Here is a 25,664-nt window from a genome sequence, read left to right as displayed (position 1 = left end):
ATGTCTCCTTCCCGGACCTTGCTCACGCTCGTCGGCGTCGCTCTGCTCGCTGCGAGCCTCCCCGCCGCCGCGATCAGCCAGGACTCACCGGTCCAGGCGTACCGTGAGGGTGATGAGGCGGCTTCCGCTCGCAACATCCTCCCGCCTGGCCAGGGCCACCACCTCACCGACGCGGAGTTCCTCCAGGTCCAGGCAGGCGGTGACTTCCCCCCGCACAACACCGATCAGATCGCGCTGTACGAGGACCTGATCCGGGCCGCGCCGGACCTCACGGCCGACGACCTCGACGCGCTGTTCAAGGACGCCTCGTTCGGGGTCCCCGCCGGTGACGTCGGCGAGGTGACGACGCTGCGGGACGGTGCCGCGGTGATCATCCGCGACCTCTCCTACGACGTGCCCCACATCTACGGGCTCACGCGCGACGACGCGATGTACGCCGCGGGCTACGTGAACGCCCAGGACCGGCTGTTCGCGATGGACGCGCTGCGCCACCTCGGTCGCGGCAAGCTGTCGGAGCTGACCGGGCCCGACCCGGACACCATCGAGGACGACCTCGCGATGCGCAAGCTCGCCGACTACACCGAGGAGGAGCTGACCGCGATGGCCGATCGCGTCGAGACGCTCGACCCCGAACTCGGCCCGATCGCTCGCGCCGACGTCGAGGCGTACGTCGCGGGCGTGAACCAGTACATCGGCGAGGTCACTCTCGACCAGTCGAAGCTCCCCGCCGTCTACCACCTCCTCCAACAGGTCCCCGAGCCGTGGACCGTCGCGGACACCGTCGCCGTGGCCGTGAACATCGGCGCCGTGTTCAGTCCCGGCGGCGGCGCGCAGCTGCAGAACGCCGCCGTCGTCGGGGCGCTCGAGGACGAGGGCTTCGAGCGATCCCAGGCGCGCGAGATCCTGGCCGACCTCCGCATGGCCGACGACCCGGAGGCGCCCCACACCGTCGACGCGCCGTTCCCGTTCAACGACGACCTCGGCGAGCCCGACCCCGACGCGGTCGTGCTGCCTGACGACCCGCAGGCCGTCGCCGCCGAGGTGAACGCGGCGTACGCGGCGCTCGAGACCATCGACACACCGTTCGGGCCCCTGGCTCTCGGGCCCGGTCGCCCGGCCAGCAACGCCCTGCTCGTCGGCTCGCAGCTGTCGGACACCGGCCAGGCGCTGGCGGTGATGGGCCCGCAGGTCGGGTACTTCTCGCCCGAGGTTCTGCTGGAGTTGGACATCCACGCCCCGGGCGTGCACGCGCGCGGGGCGGCGTTCCCCGGTGTGGGGCTGTACGTGCTCCTCGGACGGGGCCAGAACTACGCCTGGAGCGCGACCACCGCCAACGGCGACCACCGTGACATCCGCGCGTTCCCGCTGTGCGACACCGGCGGCGGCGAGGCGACGCTCGACAGCGACGGTTACCTCCACGACGGGGAGTGCAAGGCGTTGCACACCCGGACCGACACGTGGGTCGCGAAGCCGACGGCGGCGGGCATCCCCGAGGACCCCACGGACGTCGTCGTCTCGGCGACCACCGAGCGGACCCACGCGGGCATCGTGCAGACCCGCGCCCTGGCCGACGGCGGTGTCCCGTACGTGTTCGTGCTCAGCCGCGAGAGCTACATGAAGGAGGTCGACGCCACGTTGACCTACACCAAGCTGCACGACCCCGACCGCATCGAGTCGATCCAGGACGCCAAGGACGCGTTCGTCGACTTCTTCAGCTACAGCTTCAACTGGTTCCTGGTGCACGACGACGACATCGCTTACCAGCTCACCGGCCACTACCCGGTGCTGCGAGATGGCGTCGATCCGGATCTGCCCATCAGCGGCGACCCGGCGTGGGATCCGGTGCGGCTCCTGGAGAAGTCCGAGATCCCCAACGCCACGAACCCGGCGAGTGGGTTCATCACGAACTGGAACGGCAAGCAGGCTCCGGACTTCCGTGCCGCCGACAACGTGTACGCCTTCGGGCCCACCCAACGGGTGACGATGCTCACGGACGGTGTGCTGCGAGGCGCCGCGGATGACGGCAAGGTCAGCCTGGTCGAGCTCACCCGGGCGATGGCGATCGCGGGAACGCAGGACCTCTACGCCCTCGAGGTCCACCGTCTCGTGCGCCAGGTGATCGGCGACGCCGGCGATGCCCGGCTCGAGGCAGCGCTCGATCTGATCGACGACTGGGTCGACGGCGGGGCCCACCGTCGGGACCTCGATGACGACGGCGAGGTCGACGTGCAGGCCCCGCTGGTGCTCTACGACGCGTGGTTCCCGGCCCTCACCGAGGCCATCTTCCGCCCGACCCTGGGGGCGGCGATGGACGAGGTGCCGCTGGCGCTGACCGAACGGGCACGCCCCGGTGGCAGCGCCTACTTCGGCGGTTGGCACGGCCAGATCCACCGCGACCTTCGCCAGCTCCTCGGCGAGTCCCTCACCGCCCCGGCGTCGCGCACCTACTGCGGTGGCGGCGATGCTGACGCGTGCCGGCAGGCGCTGCTGGACAGTCTCGACGAGGTGCTGGCCGGCATCGAGGCGGACCACGGCACCGACCCTTCGGAGTGGGATTTCGACGAGTCCAGCCAGGACATCTCGTTCAGCGCGCTCGATTCCGACGTGCCCCCGCCGATGGACTGGCAGAACCGCCCCACCTTCCAGCAGGTGCTGGCGTTCGGTGTCGGGTCGGTCGAGGAGCCACGACCCCCGGCACCTGCTTCGCCCCCAGCCCCTGTCGCACCACTGCCGACGACCGGCGGCGGCATCGCCGCGCTCGGGGCGCTGCTGCTGCTGGCGGGGCTCGCCCGGCGGCGGCGGGGGGTCGTGCGGTGACCGAACGGCCGACTCAAGCAGCGTTCCGGGCCTGACGACAACGATAGAGCAAGAGCAACAGGGGCGTGGTGCCGACAAAGGCGAGCCCGTCGGAAGGCGGGTAGTGCAAAGCTACGGATCCAGAACGGACAGCCGGGCTACCGAAGGACCAGGCCAGTCCCGCGCCTCGCGTGCGGGCTGTGAACGGAGGGCGTGACCACACGCCGTTCCGCGACCACCCCCCTCATGGGTGTCGAGGGAGCGGTTCGTGGTCGCGTTGCGTTGGAGCACTCTCCGGTCCGTCGCTGCCGTCGTGGTGGCGGGACTGCTGGTCGGCGTGGTCGCCGTACCCGCTGCTCGAGCGGCCGAGTTCAGCCGCATCGCCGGGGACAGCCGGGTCGCCACCGCGGTGGCGGTCAGCCGCCACGGTTGGGGAACGTCGGACGCGGTGGTGATCGCGCGCGCGGACGACCCCGCCGATGCGCTCTCCGGGGCCGCACTCGCCGGCCGACTCTCCGCCCCGCTGCTGATCACGCCCTCGACGGCTCTGGCTCATGACGTCGCCGCGGAGGTCGCCCGCCTCGGCGCTCGCACCGCTTACGTGCTCGGCGGCGAGGTCGCCCTCTCCGGTGCCGTCGCCGATGGCCTGAGCGAGGCGGGCGTGGACGCCGTGGTCCGCCTCGCGGGCAAGGACCGCTACGAGACCGCCGCCGTCGTCGCCCGCCACCTGGACGTCGCGCCGGGCGGCACCGCGTTGGTCGTGGGCGGCTGGCCCGACGCGCTTGGTGTCTCCGGTCTCGCGGCACGACGCGCCGCGTCGGGCGAGCCGTGGCCCGTCCTCGTCGTGAACACCGACGTCCCGAAGGCGACCTGGGAGGCGCTCGATCTCCTACGCCCGGCTCGTGTGCTGCTGATCGGTGGTGAAGCAGCCGTGCCGGCTCCAGTCGCGGATGCGCTGATCAGGCGCGGCTACGCGGTGGATCGGGTCGCTGGCGCCACCCGGTACGAGACCTCGCTCCGGGTCGCGGCGCTGTCCGTGGGATCGGGACCGCTCGTGCTCGCCACGGGCGCCGACTTCCCCGATGGCCTCGCCGCGGGCCCGCTCGCGGCGGCACTGGACGGCACGCTGCTGCTGGTGCCGCCACAGAGCGCCGATCCGGTCCAGCTCGCCGGTATCGCGGAGTTCGATGGTCCCAGCGGGGTCCTCGTGGTCGGCGGACCTGCCGCCGTCAACGACGGGGTCGCCACCGAGGTGGCGCAGGCGCTGCCAACGGCGTCGGAGCAGACGGCGTCACCGACGCCGATCCCGACCCCGGAGCCGACTCCCGACCCAGAGCCGGAGCCGACCGGTGACGGATGGGTCATGGCTGATCGCATCGCCCCGACGGGACTGCCCACCTACGACGCCGACGTCGTCGTCGAGCCCGGCACGGACCTGCAGACCGTGGTCGACGCCCACCCCGCCGGCACCACCTACCTGCTGACCGCCGGCATCCACCGGCTCGCCACCGCGACGCCGAAGTCAGGCGACACGTTCGTCGGCCAGCCCGGCACGGTCCTGTCCGGCGCACGCGACCTGTCGGCGGGAGCGATCACGTGGCGGGCCGCCAGCGGCGCCTGGTACGTCGAGGGACAGACCCAGACCAGCTCGTCCAACGGCACCATCGACAGCGGTGGCAACCCCTGGCACGCGTACGGCAACGAGCTGTTCGTGGACGACGCCCGGTGGCAGCGCGTCGGGAGTGTGGCCGAGCTCGCGCCGGGGCGCTGGTTCCTCGACGATGCGGCCGACCGTATCTGGGTCGGGACCGATCCGACGACTCTCGGCCGCATCGAAGCGAGCGCCGTCGAGTACGCGTTCGATGGGCCCAACGTCGACGGTGTGACCATCGACAACGTTACCGTCGAGAAGTACGCGAACCGCTCCTCGCACGGGGCGATCAACGCCATCAACAGCGCCAACTGGACCATCCGGCGTGTGACCGCACGGTGGAACCACGGGGCGGGCGTCTCTACCGGTCCGGGGTCCGTGTTGGAGTACTCGCGCCTGCACCACAACGGTCAGCTCGGTGTCAAGGGCGTCGGCACCTTCCGCTGGGGACCACGTGAGGGCCAGAGCCTCCCCGTAACGGTCCGGCACAACGAGATCGCTCACAACGCGGTCCTCGACTTCAAGTGGAGCTGGGAGGGCGGCGCCACCAAGTTCGCGGAGCACGCCGCCGGGATCCTCTTCGAGCAGAACTGGGTGCACCACAACGACGGCCCCGGTCCGTGGTTCGACGTCTACAACCACGACGCCGTGATCCGCTCGAACCTCGTCGAACACAACACCGAGAAGGGCATCTTCTACGAGATCAGCCACGGTGCGGTCATCTACGACAACGTCGTGCGTTACAACGGTGTTGGCAAGTCTCCGGTCATCAACGCCGCGGGCATCTACGTCAGCAGCTCGCCGGACGTGGAGGTGTTCCACAACCTCGTGTACGGCAACCCCTCGGGAATCGTGGCGCGCTCGGCCGGCAACCGCAGTCCCGTCGTCTCCAACCTCCACGTGCACCACAACGACATCCAGGTCACCGAGGGCCGCACCGGGCTGAACATCGACCAGGGCGAGACGACCGCGGCGTACACCGACCGCGGCAACCGGTTCGAGGCCAACACCTACCGCCTCGACAGCCTCACCCAGCGCCGCTTCTTCTGGGGCGACGACTCCGCGAAGACCACCGCGCAGTGGAGGTCGTACGGCCAGGACGCCGACGGCTCCTTCCTGACCGAGCTCGGCGGCGGGTCGCTCCCGGCGGGGGCGGTCCCGTTCGTGCCCACCGTCTACGGAGCCGGAGCCGATCTCTGAGGGTCACGCGATAGGTCGGCTCGGTCGCATCTGGTACGCGGAAGTCCGGGCTAGCCGTCATCTGGCACACGCGAGGGCGGCGTTCCGCCGCTCGCCAGCGTCGTCACGGTCGCGGGTGACCGACGTCGGCGGGGCGGATGCCGGCGGCGTGTTGGTTCGTCGTCGGGACACGCGCCCCGTCGGCGTCGGTCGTTCGCTGTGCAGTTGTCATGGATCGGGACGGCCCTGGCTTCAGCCGTCGCGGTCAAGGTCTGGCTGTTGCTGTGTCGTGTGCGGGTGTGCTTGGTCGGCCCTCGCCGGTGGCGGGGGCGGGCGGGTCAGGGGGGTGGTCGTTCGAGGACGTCTCCTTGGGGTGCGGTGAAGGTGGCGGAGTTGTCGGGGTGGAGGGTGATGCGCCAGTGGCCTTCGTGGACGGCGAGGTGGCAGCTCAGGCACAGCGAGATGCCGTTGTCGACGCAGGTGGGGCCGAGGTCGAGCCAGTGGCGGATGTGGTGGGCGGTCTGGGCCGCTCGGCCGCAGCGGCGGCAGCGTCCGCGGTCGCGGGCGTAGATGGCGCGGCGCATGGGGGCGGGCCAGGCGTTGGTGGAGCGGCCCACGTCGATGGCCTGGCAGGGCCCGTTGGTGATCACCCGGGAGATGTCGGCGTCGCACAGCATCCGCCGCGCGGTCTCTGCGGGGATGGGCTGGCCCTGGAAGGTGATCGCCGGTTCGGGGCCGGACCGCATCCGCAGCCCGTACTCGTCGAGGTCGAGGCCGTGCTCGGTGATCAGCCACGGCAGGTCGACGATGATCATGGCCTGGGTGGGTAGCCCGCGCGAGTGGGGGAAGCCGGGGGTGCCCATGGCGATGTCGGCGAGTTCGCCGAGGGCGTCGTGGAGGCGTTGGGGGTAGCTGCGGCGCTGGTCCTCGGGCACGTCGTCACCGTCGGGGCCGGTGAGGGGCTCGAGGGCGGACTGCAGCTTGTTGGCGACCTCGGGCGTGAACAGCCCTTCGCGCATGCTGGTGTTGGTGGTCGCGGACGTGCTTTGCGACTTCCACCGGAGTCCGGTGGTTTCAGGACCGAAACCACCGGATCCGGTGGAAGTCTGAAAAGCCCGTCGCCACTGCGAAGGTTGGGACGATGAGCGTGGGCGGTCTGCTCGGGGGTGTGGTCCTTGGCGTAGCCGACGAGCTCGTCCACCAGCGCGGCCTCGTGCTCCTCTTCGACCTGTCCGGCGGCGCGGCCGATGACGCGGACGTGGTCGGGGCTGATCTCGCCCGCCCCGGCCGCCTCGGCGACCGGTTCGTGGTCCTTGACGGTGTGGGCGACGGCGGCGTCCTTGGCGGCGACGTCACCGTCGACCCCCAGCTAGCCGCTCAGCCACTTGCTGTGGCGCTCCGCCCCGTTGGAGTTGCGGGTCTCGCTCGCGGCGATCCAGCGTGCCCGCACGGTGCCCAGCTTGTTGGACAGAGCCTGGAGCTGCTTCAGCCCCGCGGGGAGCTCGTCGGGGTGGACCAGCAGCGGGTCGGTCGCGGCCAGCGCATCGATGTCGGCGAGGGCACGGGCGAAGTCGGGCACCGGTGTGGCGGTGTCGGAGTCGGGCCCGTAGGCCCGCATCGTGTCGGTGGTTGCCATCCCGGTCGCAGTCTCCCCAGCCGCGTTATGAACTAATGTACCGAACAGCTATTCGCTTGTCAAGCAGGTGGGTCGAGAAGTTGGGGGAACGCACGGGCAACGCACGGGCAACGCCCTGCCAGCCCTCGGGAGTCCTGGACGGGACCGTGACTACCCTGACGTACGCGTCAGGTAGGAGGGAACGCCTTGGCGGTCGATCCACACGCCCCGCTGATCATCGGGGTGGCGCAACGCACGTGGCGTGAGCCGCCGGCACCCGAGCCGCTGGAGATGTGGGCCACGGTCGTACGCGAGGCCGTGGACGACGTCGGCACCGGCGGCGCGCTCGGAGCGGTCGACTCGCTCCAGGTCGTCTACTGCATGTCGTGGCCCTACGACGACCCCGTCGCCCGGCTCGCCGCGTCGCTCGGCATCGCGCCGCGGCATCGCTTCTACTCCGGGATCGGCGGCACCACCCCCCAGGTGCTCGTCAACGACACGGCTGAGGCGATCCTGCGAGGCGAGCTCGATCTTGCGGTGATCGTCGGCGGCGAGGCGCTTAACACGAAACGGGTGCTGAAGAAGGCCGCAGAGCGCCCCGCGTGGTCCCACCGCCATCCCGAGAAGCAGCAGATGCCGTTCGAGGCGATGCCCCACGCGTCCGAGATGAGCCACGGGGTGTGGCAGGCGTACACGACGTTCGCGCTCAACGACATCGCGCGGCGCGCTCGTCTCGGCACCACGCCCGACGACCACCGCCGCTCCATCGGTGAGCTGTTCGCCCCGATGACCTCGGTCGCGGCGGCGAACGAGCACGCTTGGTTCCCGTTCGAACGCTCCGCCGCCGAGCTCGTGGAACCGACGGCGGACAACCGGATGGTGAGTTACCCGTACACCAAGTACACGATCGCGGTCATGGACGTGGACATGGCCGGGGCGCTGGTGCTGACGAGCCACGCCAAGGCCGACGCGCTCGGTGTCCCCCCGGACCGCCGGGTCTACCTCCGTGGGTGGGCCTACGGCAACGATCCCTGGTACCCGGCCGCCCGCGAGGACCTATCGCGGTCACCGGCGATCCGGGCGGTCGCTGCCGCCACCCTGGACCAGGTCGGGGCCGGCATCGACGATGTGGCGCACCTCGATCTGTACAGCTGCTTCTCGAGTTCCGTCACGATCGCGTGCGACGAACTCGGCATCGACCCGCTCGGCGACCGGGACCTGACGGTCACCGGTGGTCTGCCGTTCGCGGGCGGGCCGGCGAGCAACTACCTGCTGCACTCGGTTGCGACCATGGCGGATCGACTCCGCGCGGATCCCGGCGCCCTGGGGGTCGTGTCCGGGGTCGGCATGCACCTGACCAAGCACGTCTACGCGGCCTACAGCACCGAGCCCGGACCACTGTCGCCACCCGATGCCGCAGCCCTCGAGGCTCGTCTCGAGGCCGAGCCGCAGCGCGAGATCGTCGACCGCTACACAGGTACAGCGGAAGTGGTGAGCTACACGGTGCAGCACAGCCGCGATCGCGGCCCGGAACGTGCCGTCATCGTCGCCGAGCTGTCGACCGGCGAGCGCTGCTACGCGACCGCCACCGATCCCGACCTGCTCGCGGCGCTCGAGACCGAGGAGCACGTCGGCCGCAAGCTCGACCTGGCGCCGCAGGACGACGTCAACATCGCCCGCGCCTGACGACCGGACTCAGCGCGTCCAGAGCACGTCCGCCGTCGCGCCGTGGCGCAGGGTGACGCCCGCTGGATCACTCGCTGCGCGCGCCTCGATGAGGTCGCTACCGGGGACACCGTCGACATCGCTGCCGGTCGCGAGGCTGTCGTCCCAGTAGTCGAGTCGTGGCAGCGCCCAGAGGGCCGCGCCGGAGTCGTGCTGGTGCGCACTAACGTCCAGCGCGACCGGCACCCTGGTCCACTCGTCCCAGAGGCGCACCCGGGTCGAGACCAGGTCGACCTGCACCACCTCGGCGTCACCGTCGGCATCGAGGTCGGTGAGGTCCCAGACCCAGCGGTCGCCTGCGCTCTCCAGCAGGTACACCTGTTCACCCGTCGCCAGCGATTCCACGAGATCCCTCGAGGTCTCGGCGCCGGTGTCGAAGTTGATGGTGTAGGAGGACAACCACAGATCCTCGCCGCCGTCCCCATCCAGGTCCTGGCCCAGGAACAGACCGGTGAACGTTCCCCCGCTCCCGTCGAGGTCGTCGGAGTCGTGCGTCGTGGTGAGCAGCTCGGTCCCGGTCGCACCATCCAGGCGATGGAGCGAGGTGCGCGTGAACCAGTCCTCCTCGGTCTCCACGAAGCTGGAGTCGGCGATCAGAACGTCCTGGCCAGCACCGCCGTCCAGGGAGCCGACCGCGATCGGGAAACCCCACTCGGTCACGGCCGACCAGAGCGCGGACGCATCGGCGCCTGATCTCGGGGTGATGGTCGTGCTCGACTCCCAGCTGTCGAAGTCGAAGCTGTCCACGATCTCGAACAGGTCATCACTGCCGTCGCCGTCGAGGTCAGCCTCAGCAGGGAGGATCCAGGTGAACTGCTCGGGGCCGTCGGTGACGGTGTACGACCACGCCGTGGCGCGGGCGTCGCCATCGAGGAGCTCGGCGGTCGTGGTCCACTCCTCCACCAGGGTGTCGGTGCAGTCGAGCTGCTCGTTCACGACGAGCACGTCGAGGTAGCGGCACGATGCGTCGCCGGTGGGGTGACCGAAGCGCAGCCACAGCAACTCATCGGTCCCGCTACCGACCGCGTCGCCGAACGGGACGGCGACCGCGTCCCCATCCGCGCCCTCGGCGGTCCGCTCCCAGAAGCTCTCACCATCGGAACCCCCGACGAGCGAGACGGTGGCGTGCACGTCGATCGAGCGGCTCGTGCCCTCCTCACGGATGGGCAGCGGCTCCTCGTAGGTGGCGTACTGGCGATCCTCTGCTCCGATGAAGTCGATCTGGTTGACGATGAGGTCGCGGACACCGTCGCCGTCGTGGTCGTCGGCGACCAGCGGGACGACCCAGTAGTTGTCGGCCTCGAACTCCGAGCGGTAGTCGTAGGTGTTGCCCCACGTCGACTCCCCCTCCTCGTACACGAAGGCGTCGCGGTAGCTACCGGGGTAGGTCGTGGTCCACGCCGCTGCACCTGTGCGACCGTCACGGACGCGGACACTCCAGGTGAAATCCGCGTACCAGGTATCGCAGTTCTCGTCCTCGCAGCCGTAGTCGCCGAACGTGATGTCCCAGATCAACAGGTCCGACGCGCCGTCGCCGGTGAGGTCGGGCACCACCTCGCTGAGCACGTCGGCGCTGTCGGTCGCGAGGAGCGACCACAGCTCCGCACCGTCGGTCCCCCGCCGGGCGACGATCGCGTACTCGCCGGAGTCGGCGTCGAAGCTCTGATCGAGCACATCGTCGATCCCGTCGCCGTCGAGGTCGGGCACCGGTCGCGCGAACCTCCACGACGCGGGTACCGGGGTGAAGTCGGAGTCGGAGTCGGCCACGTCGTTCTCCTCCGGCGTGGCCGTCGGAGGACGCCCCATGAGGGCGTCGACGTGGGTCCGCGCTGCTTCGCCCGGTGCGCTCACGGCACGCAGATCGTCGACTTGTCCCAGGACGGCTCGCGCGCTGGCGCGACCACCGCGGTCGCGCTCGACGCCGTCGGCGCCGGCGAGCGTCGCGACGGCCGGAGTGGCCGATCGCCGCGGTGCCGTGACGGACGGCGCGCCGCCATCCCCCTCGGCGGATGAGCGAGGAGCAGTGGCGAAGCCGAGCGTGGAGGCCGCCAGCGCGACGGTGACCAGCACGGCAGAGATGGAGGTGCTGCGCGCATGGCGCATGGCGGTTCCCCGTGACGTCCCGACCCCGCGCCGGGAGGATGAGGAGTTGTTCGCCGCGATCGTGGACGCCACCTTGCGCGCCCCGCCGGCACGTGCGCCCCGCGCTCAGCCCGAGGAGGTCCGCTTCGAACGTTTCGAGGGCATCTTCAGTGCGCGCTCCGCGATGATGTTCTTCTGGACCTCGGTGGTGCCCGCCCCGATGCTCGTGTAGCGCTGGTAGACGTAGCTGCGTGACCACCGACCCTTCTCGATCGCGTCGGGTCCGCCCTTCCACAGCACGCCTGCGGGACCCAGCAGGTCGACACCGAGTTCGGCGAGGGTCTGGCTGAGGTAGCTCCACTGCAGCTTCGCGAGCGGCACCTCGGGCCAGTTCGGCTGGCCCTTCAGGATCTTCGACAGCGCCCGGGCCGTCAGCAGACGGGTGAGCTCGACCCGGGTGTACGCCCGCGCGAGGCGGTCGCGGAGCAGCGGATCCTCCAGCGCCCCGGGGTTGAGTTCCCGGGCGGTCGCGACCATCTCGTCGAGCTCGGACTTCATCGAGATCGACAATCCCGCTGTCCCGACGCGCTCGTGGCTCAGCGTTCCCATCGCGACGAGCCAGCCTTCGCCTTCGTCGCCGAGCCGGGACTCGATCGGGATGCGGGCGTCGGTGAAGCGGACGTGGTTGAAGGCGTGCTCGTCGGCGATGTCGCGGATCGGCTCGACCTCGATGCCCTCGGTCCTCATGTCGAGCACGAACGCGGTGATGCCCTCGTGCTTGGCGCCCCGCTCGATCGCGGTCGGATCGGTGCGCAGCAGGAACATCCCCCAGTGGGCCATGTGCGCCGTCGTGATCCAGATCTTCTCGCCGTTCACGACGTAGTGGTCGCCGTCGCGGATCGCAGTGGCACGCAGGTTCGCGAGGTCGCTGCCGGCCTCCGGCTCGCTGAAGCCCTGGCACCAGATCTCGTCCGCGGTCAGGATGCCCGGGCACCAGCGCTGCGCCTGCTCCTCGGTGCCGTGCTCCAGGATCATCGGTCCGACGTGCCAGATGCCGACCGCGTTGATGATCCCCGGCGCCCGGGCGCGGGCCATCTCCTCGGAGTAGATGAAGTTCTGCATGATGGTGGCCTCGCGGCCGCCCCACTCGATGGGCCAGTTGATCGCCGCCCAGCGGCCCTCGTGGAGCCGCTTCTGCCACGCGCGCCGCCGCGCGAACGAGCGCGGCAGCCACGTGTCGACGATCTCGGTGCCGTCCTGGAAGTCCGGGAGGTTGTCATCGAGCCACCCACGCAGCTCGTCGCGGAACGCCTCGTCCTCGGGCGTGAGCGCGAAGTCCACGCGACTGCCTCCAGATCCGCCGGTCCAGTAGGCTGCACCGTACCTGACACGGACGTCAGTCTTGCCAGCGGGAGGGCGGCGGTGGACTTCGCGTTCGACGAGGAGCAACAAGCCCTCCGCGCGGCGGTCAAGAAGACCCTCGCCGCCGAGATCGACCGCGAACGGCTCATCGCCCTCGGCGACGACGAGCGCGGCTTCACCGACGCGCTGTGGTCAGTGATCGCCGGCTCCGGCTGGACCGGCCTGCTCGTGGCCGAGGAGCACGGCGGGCTCGGTCTGGGGCTGGTCGACCTGGTCGTCGTGCTCGAGGAGATGGGACGCGTGCCGATGCCGGGCCCGTACCTGTCGTCCGCCGTGCTCGCCACCCTCGCGGCACGCGCGCTCGGTGCCGACGACCTGCTGCCTGGGTTGGCTGACGGCTCGACCAGGGGCACGCTGGCACTGGACGAGGTCGGGGCGCGCGACCCGCTGACCGCCGTCGCCGTGACGGCGACCAGGGACGGGGACGCTTGGATCCTCGATGGGATCAAGCCGACGGTCCCCGATGGGCACACCGCCGACTGGGCGATCGTCGTCGCGCGTGACGACACCGGACTCGCCGGCTTCCTGGTCGAGCGACCCCCGGCGACCGCGGTCCCGTCGATGGACCCCCTACGCAAGCTCGCCCGGTTCGAGCTGACCGCGACGCCTGCGCGGCGGCTGGGGCCGAACGGCAACCAGACCGCGATCCTCCGCCGTGTCGCGGACGACGCCGCCGTCGCGCTGGCGGCGGAGACGGTGGGGTCGGCGGAGCGCGCGCTGGAGCTGGCGGTGGAGTACAGCCACGTGCGTGAGCAGTTCGGTCGACCGATCGGGGCGTTCCAGGCCATCCGTCACAAGGCCGCTGAGATGCTGGAAGCGGTCGAGCTCGCACGCGTCGGGGCGCACTACGCGGCGTGGACCTCCGACGAGGACCGACCGGAGCGCGAGGTCGCCGCGGCCATGGCCAAGTCGTGGGTCGCGGAGGCAGCGATCCACGTGACCGGGGAGTCGATCCAGATCCACGGCGCCGTCGGCTTCACGTGGGAGGCCGAGCCGCACTGGCACTACCGACGGGCCAAGGTCAACGATCTGCTCCTCGGGCAGCAGGGCTGGCAGCGTCAGCGGGTCGCCGATCTCCTCCTGGGACCCGTCGCGTAGGCTCGAACCTGCCCTCAGCGCGCGACCTGATCGTCCAGAGGGTGGCGGTGGTCGAGGTCCGCGAAGCGGGCGAACGATCGGTCGGCCGAGTACCACGTCGCGCCGCGCTCGACGGCGAGAGCGGCCAGGTAGGCGTCGGGGATCAGGTTGCCGCGGGCGTCGGCACCACGGCACATGCGTGTGAAGATGTCGAAGTGGCGATCACCTGCCGTCAGCTCCAGGGCGTTCGGGGTGGCGCGCCACACCGCGACGGCCTCCAGCGCAACCTCCAGGGGCGTCGGCTCGCGGAAGATGCGGGGATGCGTGACCACGCGGAGGAACCCTGAGAGGACGATCGGACTCAGCCCGAGCGGCTCGTCGGCGCTCCTTGCTACGTCTAGCCAGTGGAGGTAACGGTCGTGGTCGGGTGACTCTGGCCGGTGCGCGTAGACGAGGACGTTGACGTCAACGCAGCGCATCGACCCCGTCTCCATCCATGAGCTCGCGCAGCGCCGCGTTATCGCTGAGGTCAACGCCCGGGAGCGTCCCGGACCCTCCGAACACCGGCGTCGGCTCGGGATCTCCTGATGGTCGGCGGACGGTGAACGCGAGCCGGATGGCGTCCTCGATCACGGCCGTCACGGTACGCCCCGTGCGCGCCGCCCGTTCCTTCACGGAACGGTAGAGCTCGTCGTCGATGCGGATCGTCGTACGCATCCGGGCATCATAGCATCAGACGCTGATGTTTCGATGTACGAGATCCTGCGTGACCACCTTCCCGCGCCCTCCCGGAGGATCCCCACGTGGAAGCGGCGGCCGCGCTCTCGCAGCGCCCTTGGGTAGCGTGGCCCGGCCATGGAACCTGTCGTCCGCGTCGCTGACCTCACCAAGCGGTGGGGGAGCACGCTCGCGCTCGATTCCGTGACGGTGGACGTGCCCGGAGGGGTCACCGGTCTGCTCGGCGCGAACGGCGCGGGCAAGACCACCCTGCTCGGACTGGTGCTGGGCTTCCACCGCCCCGACGCCGGTGCCATCGAGGTGTTCGGTCACGACCCTTCCACCTTCGGTCCCGATGTGCGCATGCGCATCGGGTACGCCCCCGAGCACGAGGCCATGCCCACGGACGTGCAGGCCCAGGACCTGGTGCGGCACATCGCCGAGTTGCACGGCATCCCCCGCCGCGCCGCCGTGACCCGAGCCAGCGACGCGCTGTTCCTCGTCGGCCTCGGTGAGGAGCGCTTCCGCCCGATCGGGACGATGTCCACAGGGCAGAAGCAACGCGTCAAGGTCGCGCAAGCGATTGCTCACGACCCCGCGCTGATCCTGCTCGACGAACCGACCAACGGACTCGATCCCCTCCAGCGCGAGGAGATGCTCGCGCTGATCCGTCGCATCGGTCACGACCTCGGCATCCATGTCGTGGTCTCGAGCCACCTCATCCACGAGGTCGAGCGCATCTGCGATGGCGTGGTGGTGCTCGACGCCGGACGTCTCGCGGCCGCAGGCCCCGTCGAGGGACTGAAGACCGTCAGCGATCGACTGCTCATCGAGGTCGACGGCGTCGCCGACTCGGTTCGCGCGCAGCTCGAGCGCGCAGGTCTCACGGTCGAGGCGGTCGGCGTGGCCCAGTTCGTGGTCGCGGTCCACGATGACGCCGTCCTCGACACGATCCGCGACGCACTGATCGAGGCCGGCGTCGGACTGCGTCGGCTCGAGCCGCGCACGCGCTCGCTGGAGGACCTGTTCTTCGCCGTGCCGGATGAGGAGCGGGCGTGAACGGGGCGCGCATCCACGAGCGCGGTTTCGTGCGCTACGAGGGTGTGCGCGGAGGACCCGAGACCGCCGTCCGCAGCCTCGTCTGGCACAGCGTCCGGCGGCTGCTCGGTCTGAAGCGCCGAGCTCGTGCGAAGGCGCTCCCGGTGATCGCCGGGTTGATCGCCTACGTCCCCGCGATCGTCTTCGTGGGTGTCGCGGTCCTGGTCCCGCGCGAGATCGGGGACCTGCTGTTACCCGGCAGCGAGGACTACCTCGGCTTCGTCCTGCCCAGCGTCTACCTCTTCGCCGCGCTGGGCGCACCCGCGATCCTCTGCCCCGATCGGCGAGAGGGCGCGCTCGCGCTGTACTTCGCGTCCCCGCTGACGCGTGACAGCTACCTCGGCGCCAAGTCGACCGCCCTGCTGGGCTTCCTGGCGATCGCCACGGTCGGTCCCGCGCTGCTGCTCCTGATCGGTCTGGCCGCGATCGACGCCGGCCCGGATGGGATCGTGGGGTTCGGCATCGAGCTGATCCGTGCCATCGGAGCCGGGACGGTCGTCGCGGCGGTGGTGACCGGCCTGACCATGGCGTTGGCGAGCCTCACGGACCGACACGCCACCGCGTCGGGCTTCATCATCCTGTGGCTACTAGCGGGCGGCGCGCTCGTGAACGGTCTGCTCCTCGAGAGCCTCGGTGCTCCGGCTCCGGTGGCGTTGCTGGACGTCACGACGGTGGCGCTGGAGTTCACGGCACGCGTCTACGGCACGTCCAGCGACTACGACGTGGCGCTCCCGTTGGTCGCGCTGGCCGCGGTCATGTGGATCGGTGGCACCGCTGCGTTCGTGCGGTGGCGCTACCACCGGCTGCAGGTGACACGGTGACGACGAGCCGGCTGCCGACCGACGTCCCGGTCGTCGAGGTCGCGCGTGCCTCGAAGTCCTTCAAGGACGTCGTCGCCCTCAGCGATGTCTCCTGCACCATCGGGCCCGGCATGACGGCGATCCTGGGACCCAACGGCGCGGGCAAGTCCACGCTCCTGCGGCTGGTCTGTGGTCTGACCAGGCCGTCGGAGGGCACGGTCCGGCTCCTCGGTGCCGACCCTCGCGGGGACCCGGAGCTGTTCCGTCGTCTCGCGCTCGTTCCTCAGCAGGAGGCGGTCTTCGACGCGGCTACCGGACAGGAGTTCGTCGCTGCTTGCGCCGCGATGAACGACGTCGCGGACCCCGATGCGGCTGCTGGCGACGCGCTCAGGATGGTCGACCTCGATCCTGCCGATCCGCGGCCGTTGCGCACCTACTCGAAGGGGATGCGGCAACGGGTCAAGGTGGCGCAGGCGCTGGCGCACGATCCGGATGTCCTGGTGCTCGACGAGCCGCTCAACGGGATGGATCCGCGCCAGCGCGTCCGCACGATCGATCTGTTCCGCCAGCTGGCCGACGACGGGCGCTGTGTCGTCGTGTCCAGTCACGTGCTGGCGGAGGTCGAGCGGTTCGGTTCGCGGATCCTGTTGCTCGCACAGGGGCGTCTGGTCGCGGAGGGCGACTTCCACGACATCCGCGAGCTCATGGACGACCGGCCCCGCAGGATCCGGGTGCGAACCGATCGTCCGCGTGAGCTCGGGGCGGCTCTCCTCGCTGCCGGAGCCGCCGACGGCATCGAGCTCGACCCCGAGGGCGGGATCGCGCTGATCGACACCCACGACGTCGCGACCTTCCGCGCTCTCGTGGCGAGCGTCGCGCAGCGGCAGCAGGCGCGTCTGTTCGAGGTGGCGCCACTCGACGAGGACCTCGAGAGCGTGTTCCGCTACCTGGTAGGGGGCAGGCCGTGAACGTCCCGGCGTACCGACTTCTGCTGCGTACCCACCTGACGCGGGGCCGACTGCTCTTCTCGCTGGCGGCGGGCGTGCTCGTCGTGCTCGGTGGCGTCGCGATCGGCGCCGTCGACGCTCCCAGCCGCGCGGCCACGGGGTTCGTCCAGGGCCCGGCGCTTGGTTTCCTGGTCCCCGTCGTCTCGCTGATCTTCGCCGTCGCGGTCCTGGGTGATCTCGCCGAGGATCGCACCCTCGTCTACGTGTGGCTGCGCCCCATCGCGCGCACGCGGCTCGCCGTCACGGCGTTCGTCGCGGCGCTCACCACCGTGCTGCCGCTCACGGTCGTCCCCACCGGTCTGGCCGCGGTCGTATCGGGTCGCCCGGGCCTGACGGTCGGGGCGATGCTCGGAGCCGCGCTCGGAGCCGGTGCGTACAGCGCGCTGTTCCTCGGGCTGGGCCTGCGGACCCGCCGATCCCTCGCGTGGGGCCTGCTGTACGTGCTGCTGTGGGAGGACGTGCTCTCCAACGTCAGCAGTGACCTCGCGACGCTCTCGGTGCGACGCTACGTGGGCTCGATCCTGTCCGGTCTCGGCGAGGGGGTCGAGGTGCGCTTCCCGGTCGGCGTCATCTCCGCCGTCCTCACGCTCGTGAGCGTCGCCGTCCTGGGCGTGGTGATCTGCTCGTGGCTCCTGCGACGGCAGGACGTCGACTGACGCGCAACGGTCAGTCGCGTCGGCGGAGCAGCAGACCGCCGAGCGGTGTACGCCGGCCGTGCGGACCCACGTCAGGCGCCCGGGGGGACGAGCTCGCGCTTGAGCACCTTCCCCATGGCGTTGCGGGGCAGGCTAGCCAGGAACTCGATCCGGCGTGGTCGCTTGTAGTCCGCCAGCCGCTCCTCGCACCAGGTGGCGATGTCGGCGACGGTCACCGCGGAACCTTCGTGAGGGACGACGAACGCGGCGACATCCTCGCCGAGCACGTCGTGTGGCACGCCCACCACGGCCACCTCGAACACGTCCGGGTGCTCGTGGATCACGTGCTCGACATCCGTGGCGTGGATGTTGTGCCCGCCCCGGATGATCACGTCCTTCTTGCGCCCCACGACGTAGAGGTAGCCGTCGTCGTCGAGCTTGCCCAGGTCGCCGGTGTGGATCCAGCCCTCACGCCAGAGCTCGGCCGTGGCCTCGGGGTTGCGGAAGTACTCGCGCTGGCGACCCGCGGTCTTCATCAGGATCTCGCCGATGTCGCCGGCGGGCACCTCCTCGCCGTCGTCGTCGACGATGCGGACCTCCATCGGAGGGGCGGGCCGCCCTACCGAAGCGGGACGCTTCTCGAGCTCGCCCGGTGGCATGATCAGGTACGCCTGGCCGGCCTCGCTCATCGAGTAGCTGTTGGAGATGACCGTGTCGGGGAGCCGGCGTTGCAGTCGCAGGAGGCTGTCGGGGGCGATCGGGGCGCTGCCGACCGAGAGCAGGTTCAGCCCCGACAGATCGGCCGTCTCGAACCGGTCGTGGGCGAGCAGCAGCTCGACCATCGCGGGTACGAGGAACGACATCCGCACCGGCTCGTTCTCGACGAGGTCGAGCCAGGTGCCCGGGTCGAAGCGGGGCAGGTAGATCCCGGTGAAGCCGAGACGGGGCGGGATGAAGATGAAGCTGAGACCGGCGAAGGTGAAGAACGGGCTGGCGTGCACGTAGCGGAACCCGGTGAAGTCGTCGACGTGGTCGACCGGTATGTGGGTCGCGTTGGCGTGTCGGACCACGATGCCCTTGGGGAGGCCGGTCGTCCCCGACGTGTAGAGGATGTCGGCCATGTCCTCGTCGTCGACCTCGACCTGGATCGGTGAGTCGTCATCGGCGAGGAGGTCGTCCCACGTCAGCGCGTCGGTGGCGGATGATGGCCCGCTCGCAGCGACGACGCGGAGGGTGGGGATGTCGGGGCGGATCTCGGCCAGCCGGTCGGCCAGGCTCGGACTGGCGATCGCCGCGGTCGGCTCGGCGTGACCCAGCACGTGGCGTAGCTCGTGGGTCGACAGGCGCACGTTCGTCGGCACCGTGACCGCGCCGGCCTTGTGCACCGCGATGTAGCTCTGCAGGTTCGCGACGGCGTCGCTGGGTTCGAACAGCAGCGCGACCCGGTCCTGCTTGGCGACGCCGGCGTCGATCAGACCGCGCGCCAGCCGGTTGGACGCCGCCTCCCACGTGGCGAAGGTCATCTCGCCGGCACCGACGACCCGGTAGGCGATCTCGTCGGGATGGTCTTCGGCGTTGAGCCGCACCTGATCGGGGATCAAGGCCATCGCCGCGCTCCGTGTATCGGGCAGCGGGGAGTGAAGCACAGCCTGACGCCGGTGTCAGGGTCAGGTCCGGGTGGCGTAGGCTGCGACCACGGGCCGGCGACGGGAGGATCCGGATGGGGATCAGCGTGCTCGAGCACGTCGCAGCGGCGGGGGTAAAGCCGGGGCGCCTCCTCGTCGATGGCAGCTGGGTCGACGGCTCCGAGGGGCAGACGTGGACACACGTCCACCCTGCCTCCGGCGAGGACGTGGGGACGTTCGCGGTCGCGAGCGCGGACGACGTGGACCGTGCGGTCCGTGCGGCGCGGCGAGCCTTCGAGGAGGGACCGTGGCCGGCGCTCTCCACGCGCGACCGCAAGCGCATCCTCCAGCGCTGCGTCGACGTCATCGATACCCACCTCGACGAGTTGAACCTGCTGCAGACGGTCGACAACGGCGTGCCCATCCGCTTCGCCCGACACCAGTACGAGATCTCGGCCGAGATCGCGCGCGACGTGTTCGATCACAACGCGGGCTGGGTGGACAAGCTCCACGGGGAGACCCTGCCCCCGTACGTCGACGGTGGACCGCACCTGCTGACGCTGCGACAACCGGTGGGTGTGGTCGCCGCCATCATCCCCTGGAACGCCCCGGTGATGCTGTTCGCGCAGAAGGTCGCTCCGGCGCTCGCATCTGGCTGCACGGTCGTGCTGAAGCCGTCCGAGTACGCGGCGTTCTCGCCGCTGCGCTTCGCCGAGCTACTCCAGGAGGCCGGGCTTCCCGACGGCGTCATCAACGTCGTCACGGGCCCAGGTTCGACCACGGGTGACGCGCTCGTGCGCCACCCCGAGGTCGATCGCATCACCTTCACCGGCAGCCGTGTGGTGGGCCAGCACATCCTGTCGACGGCGGGTGGCGACCTCAAGCGGGTCACGCTCGAGCTCGGCGGCAAGAGCCCCAACATCATCTTCCCCGACGTCGAGTCGCTCGACGTCGCCGCTGCGACCGCTATCGGGATGGTGTCGCTGGGCTTGTCCGGACAGGGATGCATCTGCCTCACCCGGGCGCTGATCCACCGCGATGTCTACGACGATGTCGTCGACCGGGCGATCTCGATGCGTGCGATGGCGGTGGCCGGCGATCCCTTCGACGAGTCCACCACCGCCGGCCCCCTCATCAACGCCAAGCAGCTCAGCCGTGTCCTGGGGTTCATCGAGACGGGGCGCCACGAGGGCGCACGGCTCGTCGGCGGGGGCGAGCGCATCGGCGGTGACCTCGCGGACGGCTACTTCGTCGAGCCGACCCTGTTCGCCGATGTCGACAACGCGATGACCATCGCGCAGGAGGAGATCTTCGGACCGGTGCTCGCCGCGATCCCCTTCGAGGACGAGGACGAGGCGATCGCGCTGGCGAACGACACGAGCTACGGGCTCGGCGCGAGCGTGTTCACCTCCGACGTCAACCGCGCCTTGCGCATGGCCCGTGCCATCCGGGCCGGGACCGTCGGGGTGAACCACTACGCCGGTGTGCTCCCGGTCGCCCCGTTCGGCGGCTTCAAGCGCTCGGGCCTGGGACGCGAGGGCGGCCGGGTGGGTATCGAGGAGTTCACCGAGCTCAAGACCATCATGCTCGGAGCGGGCTGATCCGCCTGCTGTCTAGTGCGGTCCCTAGGTGCGGACTGACACGTTGCCGTCGAAGCCGGGGAGTGACGCACCGTGGAAGGCCTCGATCGCCCCTGTGCTGGTCCACACCTGGCCGCCGACGTGCACGGTGGTGACCGACGGGGTGCGTCCGCTCACCGGCAGGCTGACGAGCAGGTGCGAGGTCTCACCGGGGTAGCTCCCGGACGGAGGCTGTGACGGGACGTGATCGCGCGTCGTGAACAGCACCGGTGCGTCGAGGTGGGCGCCGACGGCGGCGGCAGCCAGGGCGAGCGTCCAGGTCTGCTCGTGCCAACCGTTGAGCCCGATCACCGATCCCGAGTCGACCACGGTCACACGGTTCCACAGCTCGGGCGCACGGGCGATGGCCACGGCCGTCTCGTTCCGGGTCCGTCCCTCCAGGCGCGAGACCTCGCGTCCTTCTGCACGCAACATCGCAGCGACGCCTTCACTCACCGCCACGTGGCCGCCCGTGATGAGCACCCGGCGAGGACCCAACTCCGTCAACGTCTCGAGGGTCACGGGGGGAACCGCGTGCGGCGCCGTCAGCAGCACCGGGATACCGAACTCCGCGGCGGCCGCCCCGGCGGCCACCGCATCGGCGGCCACGTCGGCTCTAGCCAGCACCACCCGGTCGCTCGAGGACGTCGCCGCCACGGTGCGTGCCACCGCTGCGGCGGTCGCGTAGCGGTCCTGCCCCGCGATCCGGTGGACGTCTCGCCCCGTGAGCGTCTCACGTAGCGTCTCGAGCACGTCGTCGGATACGGCCTGGGAACCGCCGAGCACGGTGATCGTTCCCCCAGCCCGGACGCTGGCGCGGAGTTCGTCCCTCACCTCGTCGGGAAGCAGACCATCCGGCCCACCCGGGACGTAGAGGATCGGGCCGGCGTGGCCGATCAGTCCGGTGCCGGCCAGGCAGTCAGCGTGGACGTCGTCACGACACACGACCGCTCGGGAGGCCCACCCTCCACCACGCTCGGAGCGCAGCCAGGCGGCCACCGCGGCCGCCGCAGCGACGGGTGTCTCAGCCCCGCTGGCGATATCGACGCGCTGTCGTGTGCCGCCGGTCCGACGTTGCGCGGGGTGACCTGGCGCCACGTCATCGAGGCGTGCGTCGACGCTGCACGGCTGGCCGTAGAGGAACCTCAGGGCGGCCATCGCGTGTCGCTCGTCCGCGCCTGGTCGGGGGTAGGGGGCCATCAGTGTGTCGGTCCCTCCGACCCTGCCCAGACCCAGGGACTGGACCATGCCCTGGAGGACGGACAGCTCGCGCTGAGCCGACGTCGCTGACGTCAGGCTGGTGTCGACGGTGAGGGTGGCGGCGCGGATGCGCGCGGCACGGGTCGTCACCGCCACGTGCGTTGTCCCGACGGTGTCGCCCCACCGGATCACGAGCGTTCCCTCGGGTGGCTCGCCACCCGACCAGGGGTCCCGATCGACCTCCATCACGGTCTCGCCCACGGCCCGGTTGACCGTATCGGTAGCCCCGCGTACGGCGACCCGCAGCACGTCACCGGCGAGGACCGCACCTCCGCTGGTCGTGCCGTCGAGGACCTCGCCCAGCACGCTGCCGTCGGTTCGCTCGGTTCGCTGCACCGCCACTCGGATCGGTAGGTCGCACCTCTCCCAACCGTACGCATCCGCCAGGAGTGGACGGTGAGCCCCACCCAGGTTGCCCGACCACACGCGTGGACGACCCTGCGGGTCCTCGGCGACCTGTGGCCGTGTGGAGTAGCCAGAACCGTCACTCGTGATCGGCATCAGGAACGCGCTGTCGGCCACGTTCCAGTGGTCGGCCAGGTACGTGCCTCGACGGGGGGCCGTGTGGAAGTAGTCGTCGTGGTTGCAGTCCAGGAGCCGGTTGTTGGTATCGCGGTCCTTGCTCGTGGCGGAGTGACCGTCGATGCACACCTGGGTGGTCGCGACGCCCGCACCATCCACGTAGCACATGGCATCCCACTCGTCGGTGCAGTGGTAACCCGCGGTCGCGTGAGGCGCGGACCTCTGCACGCCACCCAGCGTGTGGACCAGCTCGTGGGCTGCGACGCTGAAGGACCCGTTGTCCGCTGCGCCCCAGCAGTCCCGGTCGACCCGGGCGTAGCCCACCGTGGTGTTGGCACGGTTGTCGGCACTGGGCCGATCGTCGCTGTAGGCGACCCCGGCGCCGCAGCTGCCGCGGTCGACGTCGGCGAACACCAGGTACTTGCGGTCAGCGCGACGGTGCCCCTTGGTGGCCAGCGCGTTCGCGGTGGCCGCCAGATCGGCGAACGCTGTCGAGGGCAGGGTCACGGCATCGATCGTCACACGGCACCCCCCGGTGACTCCGGCCTCGGTGAGCCACCGCACGTGTCGGCGCCCCCCGGTGCGTGCGGCCGAGGCCGTCACGGTCCACTCGGTCTGGCCGATCCAACGGCGCAAGTCGGTGTCCAGGGCCGTGGCGCGGTTCGTGGTCCCCTGCTGGTGGGCGTAGATCACGTGGACCCGCGTGCCGTTCTCGCCGTCGCCGTAGCACTGTGCCGGCGTAGTCGCTACGGGAGCGCTGGCGGCGGCCTGCACGGAGGTCTGCTGATCACGCGCGGCAGCCGTGGCGCTCGGCGAGCGGTCCGTTCCGGCGAGCGGGTGAACGTCCGGCCCGTGGGTGCACAGCACCAGGTCGCCACCCGTCGTATCGGTGAGGGCAGGAGCGATCAGTGGCCGCAGACCCTCGCCACAGGGCGCTGGCGCGTGGTTGAACGCCACCAGCGTGCTGGCAACGGTTGCCAACGCCACCAGCCTCCCGACCTGTCGCAGCAGGACCCGCACGGCAGTGGCCTTAGATGGCGTACGGGGTGCCGGCCGTTCGTGGACTGGGGTCGGGGGGATACTCGGGTTCACGGATGCCTCCAGCGGTGACGTCTCACTGGAGGTCTCGTCCGAGGCCCGAGGGCGCGGCAGAGCCAGGCACCTCAGATCGGGACTAGTACGTCTGCACTACCACCTCAGTGGTGCCAGATAGCCTCCGCACATGAACGACCGCATCCGCGTCTTGATCGTCGACGACCACGTGATGGTCGCCCAGGGGTTGTCGGAGGTGCTCGGGGCCGAGGCCGACATGGAGGTCGTGGGTCAGGCCCGCACGATGCACGAAGCGGAGTTGTGTGCGGGGCGTTTCGAGCCTGACGTCGTGGTGATGGATTACCGGCTGCCGGACGGCGACGGCGCCGAGGCGACGGTCCGCATCCGCGCGCGCCAGCCCGAGATCGCGATCGTCATGGTGACCGCGTCGGACCACGACACGGTGCTTGCCGCAGCGATCGAGGCGGGTTGCACCGGGTACGTGACCAAGGACCGAGCGGCGCAGGAGGTCGTGTCGGCCGTTCGGGCCGCCAGCCGCGGCGAGATGACGGTGCCTCCCGCCATGCTGGCGAAGCTGCTGCCGCGGATGCGCTCGCAGCGACGGCCGGTGGGGGCGTTGTCTCCGCGCGAACTCGAGGTGCTACAGCTGCTGGCCGAAGGTCTGTCGAACCAGGACATCGCCGACCGGCTCGTGCTCAGTATCAGCACCGTCCGCAACCACGTGCAGAACGTGATCACCAAGCTCGGCGTCCACTCGAAGCTGGAGGCGGTCACCACCGCGATGCGGCAGGGCATCATCGACGCCCCGGGGTGACCCGCCCTCGCCGATCGCTGGCTAGAACGTGGTCGCGGTCGCGACGGTGTTGTCACTGACGGCCACCGAGTCGCTGAACACGGCCATCGTGGCCGCGGTCGCGGTCACGGCGACGGCGGCAACGAGCAGCAGGGTGAGCCCCGCGAAGGCCACGCGCCGCCGGTCGGGGCCGCTGCGGTCACGGAGGCGTGAGGTGACGAGCTTCGACAGCGTGCGCAGCTCACCGATGAGGAGCACCAGGGCGGGGAGGGCCACGAGTACGATCTTCGCCACTGGGCGGCTCATGAGCAGTAGCAAGCGCCCGCCGTGGGGGATCACGCCGTCGTAGCGGCCAACGACGTTGCTGGCTGGGGCGAGGTTGGGGTCAGGCGTCCGGTTGGCGTCACCTTGCGTCTGGAAGTGCAGACCGCCGTCGAGGGGCACCAGGTCGATGATCCGGTGGGTGGTGAGCCCCTTGTCCTCGCCGATGCCGTAGTAGGTGATGACGTCACCTACCCTGAGATCCTCTGGCGGGACGTCGCGGATGATGGCTGCGTCCCCGGCGGAGAGCACCGGCTCCATGCTCCCGGAGAGCACGATCATGGCGCGAGCTCCGACCGCTGGCATCACCGCGATCGTGGTGAACGTCGCGACCAGTACGAGCAGGGCGAGCGTTGTGAGGACGCGTAGAGCGCCGCCGAGGAGACGCAGCCCCAGCGGTCGTCCGGGTGCTGGCCGTGCGAGCAGCTGGTGACGATCGTCCCTCGTCGTCTCCTGCGGGGCGGCGCACACGGGACGTGCCGGGGTGGTGGTGGGCCGTCCGATGATGCCCCCCCGAGCGGTGAACGTGGTGACAGCCGTCATCGTTTCCCCTCCAGGGCGACCTGCGGGCCGAGCGGTGAACGTGGTGACAGCCGTCATCGTTTCCCCTCCAGGGCGACCTGCGGGCCGAGCGGTGATCACCGCGCGGCCCGCAGGGTCCTACTTG

The 25,664-nt window shown here is 70.4% G+C and carries 19 protein-coding genes and 1 riboswitch; of the genes, 10 read left to right on the top strand and 9 right to left on the bottom strand.

Going from position 1 to position 25,664, the window contains the following annotated elements:
* On the top strand, positions 1-2,817 hold the full coding sequence (locus KY469_05490; protein ID MBW3662537.1) for a penicillin acylase family protein: 2,817 nt from the start codon (positions 1-3) through the stop codon (positions 2,815-2,817).
* 69 nt (positions 2,818-2,886) lie between these two features.
* Positions 2,887-2,962: riboswitch (cyclic di-GMP riboswitch) on the top strand.
* 102 nt (positions 2,963-3,064) lie between these two features.
* A complete protein-coding gene (locus KY469_05485; protein ID MBW3662536.1) occupies positions 3,065-5,647 on the top strand; it encodes a cell wall-binding repeat-containing protein in 2,583 nt (860 codons plus the stop codon).
* A gap of 317 nt (positions 5,648-5,964) precedes the next feature.
* Here the strand turns inward: KY469_05485 and KY469_05480 are convergent, their stop codons facing one another.
* On the bottom strand, positions 5,965-6,645 hold the full coding sequence (locus KY469_05480) for a DUF222 domain-containing protein (GenBank protein ID MBW3662535.1): 681 nt from the start codon (positions 6,643-6,645) through the stop codon (positions 5,965-5,967).
* A gap of 350 nt (positions 6,646-6,995) precedes the next feature.
* Positions 6,996-7,262: a hypothetical protein gene (locus tag KY469_05475; GenBank protein ID MBW3662534.1), complete on the bottom strand. Its 267-nt coding sequence runs from the start codon at positions 7,260-7,262 to the stop codon at positions 6,996-6,998.
* A 270-nt stretch (positions 7,263-7,532) separates the two neighbouring features.
* Here KY469_05475 and KY469_05470 point away from each other — a divergent pair, with 270 nt between their 5' ends.
* Positions 7,533-8,927 (top strand): acetyl-CoA synthetase, encoded by a 1,395-nt coding sequence (locus KY469_05470; protein ID MBW3662533.1) that lies wholly within the window; start codon positions 7,533-7,535, stop codon positions 8,925-8,927.
* 9 nt (positions 8,928-8,936) lie between these two features.
* Here the strand turns inward: KY469_05470 and KY469_05465 are convergent, their stop codons facing one another.
* Complete coding sequence (locus KY469_05465) at positions 8,937-11,069, bottom strand: hypothetical protein (GenBank protein MBW3662532.1); 2,133 nt, start codon at positions 11,067-11,069, stop codon at positions 8,937-8,939.
* Positions 11,070-11,174: 105 nt separating this feature from the next.
* Positions 11,175-12,389, bottom strand: coding sequence for an acyl-CoA dehydrogenase family protein (locus KY469_05460; GenBank protein MBW3662531.1), 1,215 nt, complete (start codon positions 12,387-12,389; stop codon positions 11,175-11,177).
* An 81-nt stretch (positions 12,390-12,470) separates the two neighbouring features.
* On the opposite strand from KY469_05460, the gene KY469_05455 reads away from it, so the two are divergent.
* Complete coding sequence (locus tag KY469_05455) at positions 12,471-13,568, top strand: acyl-CoA dehydrogenase (GenBank protein MBW3662530.1); 1,098 nt, start codon at positions 12,471-12,473, stop codon at positions 13,566-13,568.
* Positions 13,569-13,582: 14 nt separating this feature from the next.
* Here KY469_05455 and KY469_05450 read toward each other — a convergent pair whose 3' ends face one another.
* Both KY469_05450 and KY469_05445 read right to left on the bottom strand, forming a co-directional pair.
* Entirely contained in the window at positions 13,583-14,026 is a 444-nt protein-coding gene (locus KY469_05450) for a type II toxin-antitoxin system VapC family toxin (GenBank protein ID MBW3662529.1), read from the bottom strand.
* Positions 14,013-14,264: a ribbon-helix-helix domain-containing protein gene (locus tag KY469_05445; protein ID MBW3662528.1), complete on the bottom strand. Its 252-nt coding sequence runs from the start codon at positions 14,262-14,264 to the stop codon at positions 14,013-14,015. Before KY469_05445 ends, KY469_05450 begins: the two co-directional genes overlap by 14 nt.
* Positions 14,265-14,402: 138 nt before the next feature.
* Between KY469_05445 and KY469_05440 the strand changes: the two genes are divergently transcribed.
* Genes KY469_05440 through KY469_05425 form a run of 4 tightly spaced genes read left to right on the top strand, consistent with a single transcriptional unit; the run spans position 14,403 to position 17,825 of the window.
* Positions 14,403-15,323 carry an ABC transporter ATP-binding protein gene (locus tag KY469_05440; GenBank protein ID MBW3662527.1) on the top strand — a complete coding sequence of 307 codons (921 nt, stop codon included), beginning with the start codon at positions 14,403-14,405 and terminating at the stop codon, positions 15,321-15,323.
* Complete coding sequence (locus KY469_05435) at positions 15,320-16,183, top strand: hypothetical protein (protein MBW3662526.1); 864 nt, start codon at positions 15,320-15,322, stop codon at positions 16,181-16,183. The genes KY469_05440 and KY469_05435 overlap by 4 nt, the downstream gene beginning before the upstream one ends.
* Positions 16,150-17,130, top strand: a complete 981-nt coding sequence (locus KY469_05430; GenBank protein MBW3662525.1) for an ABC transporter ATP-binding protein — start codon at positions 16,150-16,152, stop codon at positions 17,128-17,130. Before KY469_05435 ends, KY469_05430 begins: the two co-directional genes overlap by 34 nt.
* A complete protein-coding gene (locus KY469_05425) occupies positions 17,127-17,825 on the top strand; it encodes a hypothetical protein (GenBank protein MBW3662524.1) in 699 nt (232 codons plus the stop codon). The genes KY469_05430 and KY469_05425 overlap by 4 nt, the downstream gene beginning before the upstream one ends.
* A gap of 71 nt (positions 17,826-17,896) precedes the next feature.
* Here KY469_05425 and KY469_05420 read toward each other — a convergent pair whose 3' ends face one another.
* Positions 17,897-19,411, bottom strand: coding sequence for an AMP-binding protein (locus tag KY469_05420; GenBank protein MBW3662523.1), 1,515 nt, complete (start codon positions 19,409-19,411; stop codon positions 17,897-17,899).
* A 113-nt stretch (positions 19,412-19,524) separates the two neighbouring features.
* On the opposite strand from KY469_05420, the gene KY469_05415 reads away from it, so the two are divergent.
* Positions 19,525-21,030 (top strand): aldehyde dehydrogenase family protein, encoded by a 1,506-nt coding sequence (locus KY469_05415; GenBank protein MBW3662522.1) that lies wholly within the window; start codon positions 19,525-19,527, stop codon positions 21,028-21,030.
* Positions 21,031-21,054: 24 nt separating this feature from the next.
* On the opposite strand, the gene KY469_05410 is transcribed toward KY469_05415, so the two are convergent.
* Complete coding sequence (locus tag KY469_05410; GenBank protein MBW3662521.1) at positions 21,055-23,817, bottom strand: cell wall-binding repeat-containing protein; 2,763 nt, start codon at positions 23,815-23,817, stop codon at positions 21,055-21,057.
* Positions 23,818-24,052: 235 nt separating this feature from the next.
* Here KY469_05410 and KY469_05405 point away from each other — a divergent pair, with 235 nt between their 5' ends.
* Positions 24,053-24,697, top strand: a complete 645-nt coding sequence (locus KY469_05405) for a response regulator transcription factor (protein MBW3662520.1) — start codon at positions 24,053-24,055, stop codon at positions 24,695-24,697.
* A gap of 21 nt (positions 24,698-24,718) precedes the next feature.
* Here KY469_05405 and KY469_05400 read toward each other — a convergent pair whose 3' ends face one another.
* Complete coding sequence (locus KY469_05400; protein ID MBW3662519.1) at positions 24,719-25,540, bottom strand: signal peptidase I; 822 nt, start codon at positions 25,538-25,540, stop codon at positions 24,719-24,721.
* Positions 25,541-25,664 lie beyond the last annotated feature (124 nt).

The organism is Actinomycetota bacterium, assembly GCA_019347575.1.
Classification (GTDB): domain Bacteria; phylum Actinomycetota; class Nitriliruptoria; order Nitriliruptorales; family Nitriliruptoraceae; genus JAHWKY01.
The sequence above is the reverse complement of the archived record's forward strand: the minus strand, read 5'-3'. Positions and strand labels throughout refer to the sequence as shown.